Raw genomic sequence first — 15,837 nt, 5'->3', positions numbered from 1 at the left:
TTCTTTGAAATACTTCGGTCAAATTAAAGGGGCTTGTCCCCCGTAGTATGGATACGGTGTTAGCTGAGGTTGATGTCATCTCGATAAGCAATCAAAATAAAATGGAGTATGGGATTATTCCATACTCCATTCAATACCTAACCTTCAATAGAGGCAGCAACTTTTAAATCGATTGACTCTTGGTTGGTTTTCTTCTTTATTTTTATATCTTCAATAATACCACCAGGGATATTTAAAATGATAATTCCTGTAGATGAGAGTGAAGATAACTCTCTTTCTAAAATAGCCCATGTAATTTTTTCAATTATAGTAACCAGCGAGGGCACTAGCGATACAATATTCTCTATATAGCATATTTCAGCATCTGGCTTTACTTTATTAAAGTGCTCTTTAACCTCAGGAGCCACTCCCTTTGTAGCCCAAATAACCCCAGTTTCAGCTTCATAAATACCAAGTCTACTTTGGAATGCATATGCATGTCCAAGTGAAAATTGTGAATCCTTCAACTCAAAAAGGACAATCTCATCACCTATTGACACAATAGCATCAATTTCTTCTGGACCTTGAGTAATATTAACTAAAATATCTTGTTCTGATATCCCTAGATTAATTAATGTTTCAACTAAATTAATCGTCATCCATTTGCTTCCATCCAACATTCCGTTTGCTGTATCAGTGACCGCAAGATATTCTTCTACTGTCTCATCTGTAATTAATCTATTACAACGACTACACCTGATGCCGTGCTCCCCCATTAAATTGATGCTCTCCTTTACGGGAGCTTTGTTAATTTGTTCAGAAGTCTTTTTACACAAAACCACATATTCTGACCTAAGTAATTTTAGATCTATTAGTTTCTCAATAAACAAATTTATATCCAGAATTCTCTCGAATTTCGTCAAAACATCCCTTCTAAGTAATCCTCCTGAAGATTTTATTGACATGAGTATATTGAGTAAACTTGGATCATAAAGACTATTTGCAATATAATACTCTTCCTTAGAAAACAGTGGCGCAGTATATGTTTTACTGAGTTCATCAAATGTCTTACTAATACGTCTATACTCTTCCCATTGTTTTATTGATGGAATTCGCTTTTTAAAACATCCTAGAATTCTGTCAATTTCATCAAAGTCATTATCGATCAGTATAAAGCATATATCAATTGAGAATTTCGTATTTTTCGCTTTTTTCGAATCCTCCTCACTTTCCTCTCCTACTTTTAGTATGCAGTAATTTACATTATTAAAACGAAAAAAAGAATTCCAAGTATACTCATTAACACTTAAAAGTCTTCTTCTCAAATAATTAAACTCAAACATATGTCTATTTGTATTGTTATCATCATGCTCCACGTGGGGTATACCAAGTTCTAATTGAAATGTTTTCTTTGCTTCTTCAATAGGAAGAACATACCCCACACTGTTAATCGTTTCCATTAATTGAGAAATAATATTTTTAGAAGAAATATTAGATACTATGTAGTTCTTTATACTTAACACTAAAACCCCTCCCTTATTCTCGCACATTAATTATAATTCTATTTTCTTCTTCATACATCAATTTCAGCTAACGTTCCTGTATTCACGTCGTCCCACCGACTTAAGGCTCCGTCAGGACCTGTCCGCGATGCGGTTAGTCGGTACGAATGTGTCCGCTGAGTCCTCTTCACTGCCAGTCGCATTTCGCAGACCGAGGGCCAATAAGCCCGATACGTGAATATGTTGTTACCATATTCTTCGAATAGCTTTACTTAAACGTTCTTTTGTCTGTTTAGTTATTTATTTGTGAAATGATGTACTTTTTACTGGCGTAAACATAAGTTTTCGAAATCAGAAAGAACGCTTTCAGAAAATAAGCGAACTCAGTTATTTCATTCAAATTGGTTTCTAGTTCAACTTCATTTTCCTTTTTCGAGCGCCAACTAACTTTGATTTTTGGTTCTTTTATAGAAAAAGCAATGCTGAACCTCAAAAAAACATCATCACCTTTTAAATACCAATTTGATTCCGCATAAATCTCCAACATTAAGATATGGCTTTCGAGGATTGATACAAATGCAGATACTAGGTCATAATACAATTCAATATCTTGAATTTTAGGTACTTCAAACTCGTGTTCCATCTTATTTCGAATAGAATTCAATCTCGATAGTGATCTTGAACTAAACACCCCTGATTCACGAAGGAGTTCAAGCTTTTTATCAATACCTAGCCTTTTATTTTAAAGAACTTATATAAATTATACGAATAAAAGAATGTTTCAATTTGGCAATCCATAGCTCGTTTAATATGTGATACACAGTTAATTAAACTCAAATGATTATGTTTAGTTGAGACTAACTCTAGTTCAGCAAATTGAAGATAGTCCCTAGGGGAGAGCTCGAAAGGTGGTTGTATAATATCTTCACCAGAATAACTGTCATTTTCCAAACTAAAAAAATGATTTGTGAGAAATTGCTTCAGTATTTCTATTTTGTTCATGTGTTTCTCCTTTACGGTAATTTCCTCTAACGTTCTTGTATCTACGAACCCGAGAGGCTTAAAGAAACGCATGCGACTGGGTCCATCGTACTTAGCCTCGAAAGATTGTTCGGTGTTATCAAAAGTAATTGTCTTCCTCGAATTATCTGTATGTGTATTCTGATTTAATAATTTCCACTTTATATACATATAAATATTTTTAAAGGAATCCTTTCACTTCTTCAATTTGTGCTTTACATTTCGTTCCTATTATTTGCGATGGGACGCACTTCGTGTCTGGGGTTTAATGGAAGTTAGATAAATGATATTAAATCATCTTCTGTAACTCTGTACTCAAATACAACTGGCTCAGCAATTAACTCATCAATTCCATGAATAATTCTTACTTCTTGTTCTTCTGAAAAACCTGCATTTTCAAACCTCATTCCGTGCCGAAAAATTTCACCTACAACCTTCAGTGATATAAAGTCTATATTCGTATTTGTGAATTTTTTTTATATTCCTCAATTATTTTTTCTTCACTTAACTCATTTTTGATTACTTCTATTTGCCTTTGACTGTCGTAAATAACATCTTTAACTACGAACTCTTTATTTTCTGTTGATTTAATAGCATTAAAATAATCCAGTTCGAAACCAATAGCTACTCCTCTTCCATCGTTAGCGTATGACCTCCACTGTCTAAGAAGAGCACCATACTTTGAAAAGCACGCAATATGAGGTTTAAAAAATGCTCTGTCCAATATTCATAAACAGACGCAAGACTATCAAGATCAATTCGTTTGTTCTTTAGTGTCTCTTGTAATTGATGAACTATCCACGTTATCTCGGTACTATCGTTTGTTTTAAATGCTGACGTTAATCTTCTATTTATATTAGAAACAATACTTATGAAAGTATTTAAGCAACAGTAATGACATATTATTTCACCCATGATGTTATCCCTCTCCCTATGTTATTTACAATAGTTTCTGATAACACCAAATCTACAAATTTCGTGAACAAATCAACTTTAGTACGATTTACGAAGTTCGCAAATTGCCCCTATACTTACAATTTACGAAACATTAAACACGCTATATTATCAACACAACAACACCCACTCTCTCCCTTTACTCAACCTTGCTCCCTAGACCTAATTTCCTTCTATATCTCACATCCATAAAATGAGACCACACTACCGTTACAAAGTAAATTTTACCTGTATTTTCCTTTATATTCCTTACATCCCGTTTTACCAAAGTAAGTATTACACGGTGCTTGCGGCTATCAATTTGCTGTAACAAGCGTAGGACTCCTTCCGTTGACAACACTGTCAGCAACTTCTTTTCCGTTTAGGGTGTGTCCAACGTTTTGAAAAACCTACTTCCCCTTCCACAACACATAGACAGAAGTACAAAGAACTGATAGCTTGATTAATGTAACTATGCAATCGCTTCTATTCATGCAATTTCAACATATAACTCTTCACATTCAATGGGGTTACGGACTCCATCACGTAATCACCATGCTCTATGAATCGATCTACATGGCCTAAATAAGCTTTTTATGTTTTGAGACTTAATCCTTTTAGAACCACTTTTTGTTGCAATCTCACCATAGGCATGCATCCTCATGCACTACAACATTTTAATATGCTTTCACATATGTATTCGACATCCCCCATCACCCCTTCCTCTTTTTCCCACACAACAACATAAAAAAAGAGACACAGAGCTATCCTCTAATGTCTCCGATGCTTCCGGAAATGTATTGCTCCTTATATCCAATGTCAAAACGAATACGTCGTAACGCCGCTAGCAAATAAAGTCGTGTTTACAATAAAGGGAATGCCTTTCACGCTGAGCAGCAGATCAACAACAAGCATATGCCGCGATTAAGTTGCTCCGCCCTCTAACAAATGATAGGCTAATATTTATCAATCAATTGTTACGATTAAAGGAGCTTCTGCATGACGATGACGATTACACATCAACGGAAATTTATGATTTGGATGCTGCTTACCATCGTATGGATGGGGTTTATTTTTTATAAATCATCACAGTCCTACTCGGAGCAGGATTTACGTCCAGCCTTTGCCTCCTATATCGAGGCAGAAACGCTGCAAAAGTACATTCCGCACATTTCTTTTACCTATGACAATCAGCGTGTGAGCTGGGAAGAGCCTTATGACTTTGTTGAATTTTTTATTCGTAAAGCGGCTCATGTGGTATCGTTCGGATTACTATGCTTTCTGTCTATCAAAACGCTGTTAGCGACATCGTTACGAAGAGGAACTGCGATTCTTTTTGGAGGTTTTTTCTCATTCCTATATGCGTGCTCGGACGAGTGGCATCAATCGTTTGTCATCGGCAGGACAGGACATATTGAGGATGTGTGGGTCGACTCGATCGGAATTGTTCTGATCGTGCTCTTTTTTGCTTGGCGCACATTCGCGCAGCAGAAATCATCTTAACTCCCTACCCTCAACCACATGGCGGACGCATACGAACTTGCGACTTTCACGTCTTATATAACTCACCTAGCTCTTACGGCTATCCACAGCAGCTCCAAGAGGGGCGCTATGGATAGCTTTTTTTAGCTTTTGGGCTAACGTTCCGACATACCAACTTCCATAGCTTGCGGTGCTAACACTTCTATTTCCGAAGTTTACATCTGACTTTCCGCATAATAAGACTGTTTCGACTTCTGGTATACGTTTACGAACAAGCCAATCGAAATCAAAACGGCCATAAGCGCAAAAATCATACACACAAGCTGCAAATCAAACCATTCTGCCATCAATCCTAGCGTAGATGTAGCTATAATTTGCACAACACTTTGAAACATACCTTCCGTACTCCCGAATCGCCCCATAATAGACGTAGGCACATTATTTTGATAAAACGTGCTGTATCCGGTATTTGAAAAAGACATCACAAATCCTAAGAAGACAAAGCTGAACGTAGCCGTCCAAAATTGAGAAGATAAATAAAACATCGCATAGCCGAGCGTTGAAAATAGCATACCTACCGCTAAATACGCTTGGAGCGAGAATCGATTTGCCACAATGGCTGATGCCGCAGCACCGAGCAGCGCTCCCACTCCTGCTAGACTCACAATAAGCCCATAAAGCTGGTCATCAAGGTGTAAGTATTGCTTAATGTACGTCACTTCTTGCGAATCGAGCGCGAAGAAAATCATGATTGCGCTTTGATACAGCAAATAAATGCGGATAAAATAGCGCGAATCTAGCATAAATTGCTGCACAAGCTTCCAATCTTCTAGTATGACTCGCAGACGAACAGGCTCCCGCTTCGCTAGATTCTCATCCACCACATTTGGCAGCATGCTGATCAGAAATGCACATATAAAGAAGCTGACCGCATTTATAACAACACACCAAGCGGTCCCGATCGTAATAATGAGTACGCCTGCAATCGCTGGCCCTAGGAGAAATGAGCCTGAAGTTAGCATACTCATCAGCGAATTGAATCGCTTGCGCTCATCTGGTGCAACTAACTTTGTAATATAAAAGGTTGAACTCGGGCCGAAAAAAGCTGACGCTAAATTAGCAACGAACATAATGACATATATCGCCCATATCGACGACATCAATGGAATGAGGAAAATTAACGCTCCCCGAATAACGTCCGCTAGAATCATCAAATGCCTTTTGTTCATACGATCAATGACTGAACCTGCCCATAAATTCGTAAACAGCCTCGCAATGGGCCCGATTATGTATAACCCTGCTACAGCAGCTGCTGAATTCGTCATATCCAGCACTAAAATGTTCAACGCAATTAAGTAGATCCAGTTGCCAAAATGAGAAACCCCAATTCCACCTAACAGTAAAGCATGCTGCTTCCATCTCCCCATCCCGTTATCCACTAATCCGCCCACTTTCCTCTTTGTTGATGGTGCATAGCCTCACCTGTTAGAGAACAGTTTAGTGGATAAATCAGGAAATCACAAAGTTATATTTGGAAAATCGTATTGAACGGCATCCATATAAAAATAGCTGCCGAGCGTTTCTCGACAGCCTGAGAAGAACAGAATACACCTTCTGTTCTTCTTCTCCTGATAAAAAAGGCCCCTACTTGAATAAGTAAGGGGCCCGTTTTAATTAATTTGTTACGATATCCAAATCTAACAAAAGAGAAGCCTCGCCTCTAAAACCAGTGTCATGGTTATACGTATACGTTTTGTTGTTATTCCCTGTTATTTGAATCCATACAGAAGCCTCTGTTATTTTATTATTATCAAGGAAGTCATAGTTATAAAACTCTGCGCTACCTTCTTGAACAACTTTAACTGCATCATTTCCTGAATATCTGTAAGAAGGGGCACTTTTGTGAGATTTTTTAGTAAACCAATTTGTTCCCAGAGAGGATGGTTTTGCAGCCCAAGTAGTAAGATTGTTGCTAGAAAAAGATACAATAGAGCCGTTAATCCCCCATGTTAAATCTACTTGCAAAGAAGCCAATGAAGCATTAATCGGTTGAGGATCCGTAACCGTTCCCTTTACCCAAGCTGTCCAGTACGATGTAGCAAGCTGCGAATTCTCAGTGTTTTGTTGACTAGCATTGATCTCCCTCGTATCAGCAGCGCTTAATCCTTCAAGTGTAGTTTTATATGTACCTGTTTGTCTGTTGACAGTGATATGATATTTTTGTGGCTCGCCATTCGTCGGTCTGGTCCCTTTAATACTTACACGATCATAACCGTTAGCGTCTTTATACACCTCAACTTTGTCTAACACCACTTCACTTCCATTCTCTGCTGTGAGAACAGAAGCAGTTACTGCTTTAGCTGAGACAGATGAGACAGGTGAAACCAAACTTAAAGATAGTACTAGTGAAAAAACAAAGCTCATAGACAACCATTTCTTCATAAAACCTACCTCCTAATTTATGTTTCTTCCTTCCTTTTTTTAGTATATTAAGTTCAAAAGACTTTGTCTATAGCGTTAATGATCTAATATTGTCCTTCTTTGTCGAATACTCGCTAATCCAAACTCTTATTCTCAGGGTCTCTTATGATAGAAAAAACACTATCCCTTTGAACAAAAAAAACCTCTTCGCCTCAACAATAATATTGTTGAATTCGAAAAGGTACGTAGCAGCACATCACATATTCATTTTCTTTTTCTTTTTCTTTTTCAAGAAAAATAGTGTAACAATCTGAATCAATGTGAAAAAAGCAAACCAATTCCACAAACTAGGTATTTTGCTCAGTCCCACATAAAACATAAAGGGAGATAACCATACAAGCGTAACAAGGTTCAGAACAAACCTATTGAAGATAATGGACAACAAGTTAATAACAGCAGGCAATCCTAACACGAACAGAATGTTCCTCTGCTTGACCCAATCCATTTCGAACTCATTATTATAAGGATTGGCATAACAAAAAATAAACAAAAAAGATAAAATACCTAAGGATGACGCAATACCAACATACTTTGCTGAAATTTTCATCATAACCACCTCGATTTCATCTTACACATTATTTTACGAATGTGAATGAGAAACGTTGTGTCCGACATTTCACATCAACCTTACTTAGGCTACAACTTCTCTGGCGATTGCAAGCCGATCAGACGCAAGCCATTGCGCAGCGTAATTTGGACACATTTTACAATGGATAGCCTTGCCGCCCGCAATTCAGGCTCGTCCACTAGGATTGGACAATCGTGATAAAAACGGTTAAACGCTTGCGCCAAATCAACCAAATAACGGCTCACAATGGACGGCTCCAACTTCACCATCGCCTGCTCGATACGCTCCGTAAACAGATACAACTCTTTAAGCACTTGTGACGTAGATTGCTCTTGAAGCAACGCAGGCGCAAACGGCACATTCTGCTCTGGCAGATCAATACCCTCTCCGCCATTCGCTTTCCGCAAGACGCTGCAAGCTCTAGCATGCGTGTACTGCACGTACGGCCCCGTCTCCCCTTCGAAGTTAAGGGCATCTTCCCAAGAGAACACAATATCCTTAATCCGATTTGCACTCAAATCGTTAAAAATAACAGCCCCGACACCCACCTGCCGCGCCACTTCCTCTTTATTTTCCAAATGAGGATTTTTGGCTTCGATGATGGATTGAATTTTAGCGATGGCTTGCTTCAGCAAATCATCTAATTTAACGACGTTCCCCTTGCGGGTCGACAGGCTCATGCCTTCCAGACTAACGCGACCAAACGGAACATGGATCAGATCCTTGGACCAGTCATATCCCATTAACTCAACAATTTTGAAGCATTGCTGAAAATGGAGATTTTGGGCGTAGTCCGTTACATAGATCACTTTATCAAACTGGTAGTGCGATTTTCTGTAAAGAGCGGCCGTGACATCGCGCGTATGATAAAGCGAGCTACCGTCCTTTTTGAGCATCAGCGCAGGGGACATATTGTACTCATCCAACTTGACGAGCCAAGCGCCATCATCTTCGACGAGCAAGCCTTTAGTGCGCAGCTCTTCGATGACAGGCCCCATTTTATCGTTATAGAAACTCTCTCCAGTGAAAATATCGAATTGAACGCCCAGCAGGTCGTATATGTTTTGAAACTCCTTAAGACTAACGTCTATGAACCACTCCCACAGGGCTAAAGCTTCCTTATCGCCTGCTTCCATCCGGACGAACCACGCACGGGCTTCATTTTCCAACTCTGGATTCGATTCAGCTTCATCGTGGAACTTCACATACAAGCGCAGCAGCTCATCAATCGCTCCGGTCTCCACTTGCTGCTGATTGCCCCAGCGTTGGTAGGCCACAATTAACTTGCCAAATTGAGTTCCCCAATCCCCAAGATGATTTACGCCGACAACATCGTAGCCCAAATACGCAAAAATGCGGTACAGCGCATTACCGATCACCGTCGATCTCAAATGCCCAACGTGAAACGGCTTCGCGATATTCGGTGAAGAAAAATCAATCACAACAGTTCGACCTTGCCCGATTTGTTGCGCACCGTAACGGTCGCCCGCTGCAAGAACGCTGTTCACGACTTCATGAGCAAATTGTGAGCGGTTCAAAAAGATGTTCAAATACCCCGCAACCGCATCTACACGCTCAATGTCGTCACCGTGTATGGTTTCTTTTAATTCATTAGCAATGTCTTGCGGCGATTTGCGCAGCAGTTTGCTTAGTTTGAAACAAGGCAGCGATATATCGCCCATGTCTGGATTCGGTGGATATTCGAGCAATGCCAAAATGTCATGTTCTTCGACTGCTTGTATAAATGAAGAGAGTTGATGAGCAACGCGTTGTTTGTAGTTGTGCATTGTAATTTCACCGATCCTTTATGGGTTGTATGCCAAAAAAACAGCGTGACACAGGTGTCCGTGCATGAATTAGGAAATATTATACACAGTTTGTCTGTGGAGGACAACTTGATATTGTGGAAGAAGAGAAACTTGAATTATACATTCTGAAAATATAATTATTTACTTTTAAGGAATGTATTTACTAAACGTTTTGAACATGTTATGTTCAATCTAGACCATGCTTACAACTTAATCGCATCCCAAATTGATTAAGGAGAGTGTGCAATGAAAACAAGGTTATTATGTTTTGTCGCTCTGGCTACAATGCTTACTGCAATTCCTGTCTCTGCTCTTGCTCCGTTAGACTCCAAGCCGATCCGTTCATCCGTACAAAAAGAAGATATACGTATACAGGCGCTTTTAATCAAAGAGGTTGGGTTCATTCCTTCACATGGAGAAGTTCAACTCGAGTTTTATTACAATCACACTTTTGGAAATGAAATTCGATACACGTTGCGGGATGAGAACAGAGCCGGAATGACGATTAAAATATACAATCAAGACAACAAACAAGTTGCTACGGCCAAAACGACTAAATTTAATAATTATTTTGTGAATAGAACGTTTAGACCACCTTCAAGTTATGACGGAAAATACCGACTCATCATCGTTCCTGATGATGGTGGCAGTGGATATAAATACGATATTGGTATCAGAGCGTTTTAGCAAACAAGAGAATTGGATAATCTCATTTTAAAGTCTTTAAAATAACTAATAATCAAGAGCCGCTGAGGGAGAGCCCTTCACGGCTCTTGTTTGTATTGGTACTGACATAAACCTGCATACCTCTGATGCTGAGAACACAACATAGTAAGCGGTTACAAAACAATGTTTACCGTCCCCAATTTAACTATTCCCAAGGCAAGACAGGCCCGCCTTGCGAACCATTTCCCTCCGCCTGACTGCTCACTAGCTGCGTAACGGCCGCATCTGCCGAGCCTAACAAGAAAGCAGCTCCCATACATGTGACAAGCAATGAGCACCATAGTTTTTTTCTCATCATCCATTCGCTCCTTCGTTTCATTTGTTTGACTTCTGTTCGTTCATGCGCTGTAAAGTTCGTCGCGAACATCGTTATGGAATATGCGTATGAGGCAACATTTTAAGAAATTCGCGTATTGGCAAAAATGTTTTCGCTTTAATTTACATATATGGATATGTTACGAAGGATGTGCATCCATGATCGAATGAATTTGCCGCTCACCATACCTAAATGTTGAACCCTAGGCTTGTTCGATTGTATGGTTGTATAAGCTGCTCGGTTTAGCTCACTGTCACGGTACGTTATGTCGATGTGGAAGTAAGTGTATTGTAAAGATATTTCTCATTTTGTAGAGGGTGTGATCGGTGTCTACTCTATCTTTTCTTAATAGTAATGCATAAATGAACATATGTAAATTATTTCATTTTTCGACACTTTTCGGGATCATCATTAATAGTATTCGCCTTTTTTTGTGAACAGGACAGGGGTAATTGTTGAGATATCTTAATAAAACGGAACAGTTTTTCCTTAAAAAGGGGTTGGTTTCGCATGGTTAGGAACTTTAAAAATGTGGGGAAACGATGCTGAAATATTGGGCAAATCCTAGCTACACGGGGAGGTGGAGCTACGTTGTGGCATGATGCACACAACGCAAGTGGGCAGAGGAATCTAGCATGTTGTAAAAAACGCGTCTACTGCGAATGTACGACATTTTGTGTCGATCGGAGGATGTGTTCATGTCAAAAAAAGTAGAATAGAAGTTTGTATTTGTTGTTTTGATTCCTCAAAACCTTATAAAGATAACTTCATACCTTCGTGAGTAGACACAAATCCTAGACGTTCATAGAAACGATGAGCATCGGTTCGTTGCTTATCTGTTGTTAATTGAACTAACCCACAGCCATATGCCTTGGCAGATTCGATCGCGTAGCGAAAAAGAGCCTCTCCAATACCTTTCCTGCGATACTGCTTATCCACACGGACACCCTCAATTTGAGCCCGTGTCATACCTAATCGAGCAAGTCCTGGTACGAATGTAAGTTGAAGACAGCCAATGACCTCGTTGCCTTCTACGGCAACAATGATTGAATTTCCTGCCTGCTGTTCGATTGCTGAGAAAGCATCTATGTACGCTTGAGGTAATGGAATTTCAAATCGTTCTCGACTTATTCCAAGCTCATCATCAACCAATAAGCGCACAATTCCTTCGAGATCACTTCGTAATGCGGTTCTTATAACCATCCTAATCGCTCCCCTTCGTCAATAACAACAGTAATGAAGCTAATCTAGCGCTTTAATTATCCGTCTTATATCTATTCTTTAAAGGTGCGTTACAAACCTAATTGTAATATATATCAAACGGATACAGAAGCCGTTATTTGTAAATGTTTAGGACAACATTGCATTCCAGCAGATACGTATCCCTATACCTATCCCTGTACCTACACACAACAAAAAATTGTCGTCGATCCCTCGGGATTTAAGCTGCAATGCAGATCGACGACAATTTTTATAAGAGCTTATCCTAGCAGATAGAAACATCCCATAAGGACACTGTACACTGGCTAGTTTATCTGATTGAAGAATCTGATAGGATGAGCTACTTGAGATGAAAGAACCTCACGGCTTCCGCCCCTTTTGTTAACAGGGTGCCGTTTAATGTAGCTTGCTGTCCTGAACTCGTTGCGGAATCTTCCAATTCCAAAAGTCAGAACCATTAGCGGCGATTACATGCCCAAGCCATTGAGCAAAATTCATTTGCAAATAGTCGCTAACCCAACCGTTATGATCCGCCAAGTATAACCCGTCTATGGTGTCTCGAATACAGATCTGCGTGGATGCATTGCAGGCTATGGTCAGATGGTGAAGTGAATTTTTTTGCAGCTGCTCAGCAAGCTGTTCTAGCCCGAATATTTCAAGGCCACGATCCGAACCCACACTAAATAACCTAGCGCCATTATGAAGCTTCACAAATTCGATGTAGTCACTTGGAAGGATGAATCGATATTGATCATAAAAAGCACGAAGTTGAGCTGTCGATGCTGGTGGATGGAATGAGAATCTAGCCACATGCCAGATGCCATAAACGTTTGGAACAACTAAGGAATAGCGCTGTAGCCGCTTTTTCAGACCTTGTACAATATCGACGGTTCTATACAGGTTGTCCACGATTAGTCCCCATTTCTTGTTGCATGTGATGATTAAAGGGGTTTCAAAAATGTAGCTCCATCTTCATCCGTTCGACATGAGAATCCTAGTTGCTGTGCAAATTGCTGTATAATAAAGTTGAATTATTCGTTTAACGGCTGTGTTTATTCCCAGTAAACACGGCCTTCAATTCGTCATAAGCAACATCATTTTTCTCAAAAAAATGCTTCCAATCAAAGTGCAGCGCTCGTCCAATTCGCTTTGCTACTTGCACGCTCGGATCACGCCTACCAGATTCAATGTTGCAATAGGAGCTGCGGTTAATGAACGACATTTTGGCGACTTCCGTTTGCGTCTTAGCTCCACGATGGTGTATCAGCCAATTCCGAGGATTTTTCATTGTAGAACCTCCTTGTACTTGGTTTTCGTCATCGTATTCATTTGAAACTGCAACACATACACATCCAATTCTTGGCTGATTTGTACGACGCGCTCATCGGTTAAGCTGTCGTACTCGTCCACAGCTTGATTTAACCGCTTTTTTAGCGTGTTCATTTTAAACAACAACATCTCTTCACTGCTGTATTGTACCAAGCACATCTTGATCACCTCCCATTCACATCACATATTCACTAGCTGTATCAATAACCCGAGTCTATTGGATGTTTCCTTAAATGCCTCTTTTTTTCTTTAGTGGCAACGAATACTACTATTCACAACAAAAAGGAGTGTCTAGATAGACACTCTCAGCTTGTCAAGAAACCTCTGTTTGTTCAGTCAAAAGTTTCTCTTCATTGAGATAACGGCAAGCAGCTTCGCACTTAGCGGTTGGTGGTCAGCTGATCCCTTGTGCCCTAACCGCTGGTGGCCAGCTGATTCACTGTGCCTCCTCTCCTAACGGTCGCCACAGTTGTTATTTCGCGAATATGAACCCATTCAACATGTAACGGTTATGATGGCGCTTAATACGATGAAAACAGCTGGATGTTGAATGAAACTGGAGAAATAAGCTCACCTGCAACCGTTAAAATTTAAAACGAGGTAAATCTGGCGATATAGCCCCTATGGCAACCGTTAAGAACTAACTTCGCTTTCTCGGCAGCCTGAAGTGTCTAGATAGACACTCTCAACAGGGTTCAGTGCAATACTGAACCCTGCCTTTTATTGTATACTCCAACCATTATCACCATTGAATGTGGAAATATCATTTGTCACGCTTGGAGCCAATGCAAAGAACAAACTCAACACCAACACCAGCTTAATGTAGCGATTTTTCACCTTTGCTTCCCCCTCAATTTGAATTCGTTTTGCAACGAGTATAAAAATTTTTAATCATTGTAACCGTTTCCATATCAATCTCTTGATTGTTCTGTGTAAACAGATCAAACACGGTGTACATGCACTCACGTTCTTTTTGAATGTCATTCACTTGAGCGTACTTGAACGCACTTTCCAAATAGCTACCTACTACATCCTCATGCTCTTTCATTTTTATTCTCGCGTAGTAATCTCCTTTAAGTTTGTAAAAATGAGCCAGCTCAGAACGTTTAAGTGGTGCTGTATAGGTAATCGCGGTGATTTTTTCATCTAGCTGTAATAGATCACCTATCGCTGATAATTGATCCTTTTCTAAATAGAGGATCAAGAGTTGGTTGACCACATGTACAATAAAATCATCTTTGCAATTTTGGAGGCATTCTTGAAATTGTGCGATGGCCAGTTCCGTATTGCCTCTTTTTGCTGTTAACATGGCGGTCACTAGTCTTACATTGTCAGTCACACGATAATGAGCATATTTCCGGTATTGATTCAAATATTTTTCCGATAAATCGTAAGCCCCTAAATACAAATAAGCATCTTGTAAAATTCCAACCGCATTAATCGTAAATTCACTATCTGAATTGTCCAAGTAAATCGCATTTTTGCAAAAATCAATACTTTCTTCGTACATTTGCAACGTGTAAGCATGAATGCCAAGCTTAAAATACAAACTGATACGCTCTTCTGGCGATAGCATATCCACATAATTTAGAATGTATTTTCCAGTCTCGTATGTGGTGTACAGCCGACTAAAATCATTGCGTTCGATGACGTACTTTTGATATAAAGATTTCGCTAAATAAGGCATCACGCCGTGACCACGTGTGTAGCAAATAATGACTTCGTACATCACAAGCTGTAAGGTAGAATTGTTAAGCGCTATCGAGGTGTTATACAGCTTCGTTATGGCATCATAGCTGTCTTGTCGCGGTGCTTCCAGAAATTTGGTCGCCACTTTGGATACGAGTAGCGGGTCTTCCTCTTGCTTACGGATAATTTCTTGCAATAAGGTGTACAGTACGTCTGCCCGATGTTCATTTTGTATATAACATGTGACTGTATCCTCGAACGAAATATTTAAGGCTTGTGCAATGGGATGAATGGTCGAAAATTCAGGCTGCTTAACCTCCCCATTTTCAATTTTGGAAATCGTTCCTTTGTTAATGTTCGTTATGTCTTGTAACCGGCCTAACGTGACGTTCACTTCATTTCTACGTTGTCTAAGGAGGTCGCCTATTGATGGATACTTTAGCGAGCCCATGGACATATTTATGAGCCTCCTTGAAACAAGATTTGTTCATACGGTTCTGCTGTTCTTTTATGTTAGTTTGTGTTGACGAAATGAAGAAAAAAGCATTTTACGACATCTACTGTTCGATATTTCATAAAATTACGAATAACGACGGCGGCATTCGCCGTGAACCTCCTTATCTTGTTAAGGATGAACTCTAGTGAATCAACTACACTAAAGTTTCTACTATTTGAATCTAACTGAGAGTTTAAACTAGGTTTCGAAGAGATGTGATTTTGCGAAAAAATTGAAACGGGCTTTGTAGCTATAGCGGAAAAGGGTGGCGAAAATTCATGTAAACG

The 15,837-nt window shown here is 39.6% G+C and carries 16 protein-coding genes; 2 read left to right on the top strand and 14 right to left on the bottom strand.

The window, feature by feature from the left end; genetic code table 11:
- Positions 1-137: 137 nt before the first annotated feature.
- The 4 genes from KIK04_RS15800 to KIK04_RS15790 all read right to left on the bottom strand — a co-directional run bounded on the left by KIK04_RS15800 (position 138) and on the right by KIK04_RS15790 (position 3,225).
- Positions 138-1,502, bottom strand: a complete 1,365-nt coding sequence (locus KIK04_RS15800; RefSeq protein ID WP_232274587.1) for a hypothetical protein — start codon at positions 1,500-1,502, stop codon at positions 138-140.
- A 271-nt stretch (positions 1,503-1,773) separates the two neighbouring features.
- A complete protein-coding gene (locus tag KIK04_RS15795; RefSeq protein ID WP_232274586.1) occupies positions 1,774-2,124 on the bottom strand; it encodes a hypothetical protein in 351 nt (116 codons plus the stop codon).
- A gap of 652 nt (positions 2,125-2,776) precedes the next feature.
- Positions 2,777-2,908 (bottom strand): hypothetical protein, encoded by a 132-nt coding sequence (locus tag KIK04_RS24215; protein ID WP_269670951.1) that lies wholly within the window; start codon positions 2,906-2,908, stop codon positions 2,777-2,779.
- Between the two features lie 44 nt (positions 2,909-2,952).
- Entirely contained in the window at positions 2,953-3,225 is a 273-nt protein-coding gene (locus KIK04_RS15790; RefSeq protein WP_232274585.1) for a DUF2971 domain-containing protein, read from the bottom strand.
- Between the two features lie 1,208 nt (positions 3,226-4,433).
- On the opposite strand from KIK04_RS15790, the gene KIK04_RS15785 reads away from it, so the two are divergent.
- Complete coding sequence (locus tag KIK04_RS15785) at positions 4,434-4,937, top strand: VanZ family protein (protein WP_332329973.1); 504 nt, start codon at positions 4,434-4,436, stop codon at positions 4,935-4,937.
- A gap of 194 nt (positions 4,938-5,131) precedes the next feature.
- On the opposite strand, the gene KIK04_RS15780 is transcribed toward KIK04_RS15785, so the two are convergent.
- The 4 genes from KIK04_RS15780 to argS form a co-directional block, all read right to left on the bottom strand.
- Positions 5,132-6,355: an MFS transporter gene (locus tag KIK04_RS15780; RefSeq protein ID WP_232274584.1), complete on the bottom strand. Its 1,224-nt coding sequence runs from the start codon at positions 6,353-6,355 to the stop codon at positions 5,132-5,134.
- 235 nt (positions 6,356-6,590) lie between these two features.
- Complete coding sequence (locus KIK04_RS15775) at positions 6,591-7,358, bottom strand: hypothetical protein (protein WP_232274583.1); 768 nt, start codon at positions 7,356-7,358, stop codon at positions 6,591-6,593.
- Positions 7,359-7,593: 235 nt separating this feature from the next.
- The gene (locus KIK04_RS15770) at positions 7,594-7,947 is read right to left on the bottom strand and encodes a hypothetical protein (protein WP_232274582.1); all 354 of its coding nucleotides are present in this window, start codon (positions 7,945-7,947) and stop codon (positions 7,594-7,596) included.
- An 86-nt stretch (positions 7,948-8,033) separates the two neighbouring features.
- Complete coding sequence (gene argS, locus KIK04_RS15765) at positions 8,034-9,752, bottom strand: arginine--tRNA ligase (RefSeq protein ID WP_232274581.1); 1,719 nt, start codon at positions 9,750-9,752, stop codon at positions 8,034-8,036.
- Between the two features lie 267 nt (positions 9,753-10,019).
- Here argS and KIK04_RS15760 point away from each other — a divergent pair, with 267 nt between their 5' ends.
- Positions 10,020-10,460 carry a hypothetical protein gene (locus KIK04_RS15760; protein ID WP_232274580.1) on the top strand — a complete coding sequence of 147 codons (441 nt, stop codon included), beginning with the start codon at positions 10,020-10,022 and terminating at the stop codon, positions 10,458-10,460.
- Between the two features lie 184 nt (positions 10,461-10,644).
- On the opposite strand, the gene KIK04_RS15755 is transcribed toward KIK04_RS15760, so the two are convergent.
- The 6 genes from KIK04_RS15755 to KIK04_RS15730 form a co-directional block, all read right to left on the bottom strand.
- Positions 10,645-10,797, bottom strand: a complete 153-nt coding sequence (locus KIK04_RS15755) for a hypothetical protein (RefSeq protein ID WP_232274579.1) — start codon at positions 10,795-10,797, stop codon at positions 10,645-10,647.
- 771 nt (positions 10,798-11,568) lie between these two features.
- Complete coding sequence (locus KIK04_RS15750) at positions 11,569-12,018, bottom strand: GNAT family N-acetyltransferase (RefSeq protein WP_232274578.1); 450 nt, start codon at positions 12,016-12,018, stop codon at positions 11,569-11,571.
- A gap of 414 nt (positions 12,019-12,432) precedes the next feature.
- Positions 12,433-12,945 (bottom strand): SMI1/KNR4 family protein, encoded by a 513-nt coding sequence (locus KIK04_RS15745; RefSeq protein ID WP_232274577.1) that lies wholly within the window; start codon positions 12,943-12,945, stop codon positions 12,433-12,435.
- Positions 12,946-13,075: 130 nt separating this feature from the next.
- On the bottom strand, positions 13,076-13,324 hold the full coding sequence (locus KIK04_RS15740; protein ID WP_232274576.1) for a helix-turn-helix transcriptional regulator: 249 nt from the start codon (positions 13,322-13,324) through the stop codon (positions 13,076-13,078).
- A complete protein-coding gene (locus tag KIK04_RS15735) occupies positions 13,321-13,524 on the bottom strand; it encodes an aspartyl-phosphate phosphatase Spo0E family protein (RefSeq protein WP_232274575.1) in 204 nt (67 codons plus the stop codon). The genes KIK04_RS15740 and KIK04_RS15735 overlap by 4 nt, the downstream gene beginning before the upstream one ends.
- 691 nt (positions 13,525-14,215) lie before the next feature.
- Positions 14,216-15,511, bottom strand: coding sequence for a helix-turn-helix domain-containing protein (locus KIK04_RS15730; RefSeq protein WP_232274574.1), 1,296 nt, complete (start codon positions 15,509-15,511; stop codon positions 14,216-14,218).
- Between the last annotated feature and the right edge of the window lie 326 nt (positions 15,512-15,837).

It is taken from the genome of Paenibacillus sp. 481 (assembly GCF_021223605.1).
GTDB lineage: Bacteria > Bacillota > Bacilli > Paenibacillales > Paenibacillaceae > Paenibacillus_B.
The sequence above is the reverse complement of the archived record's forward strand: the minus strand, read 5'-3'. Positions and strand labels throughout refer to the sequence as shown.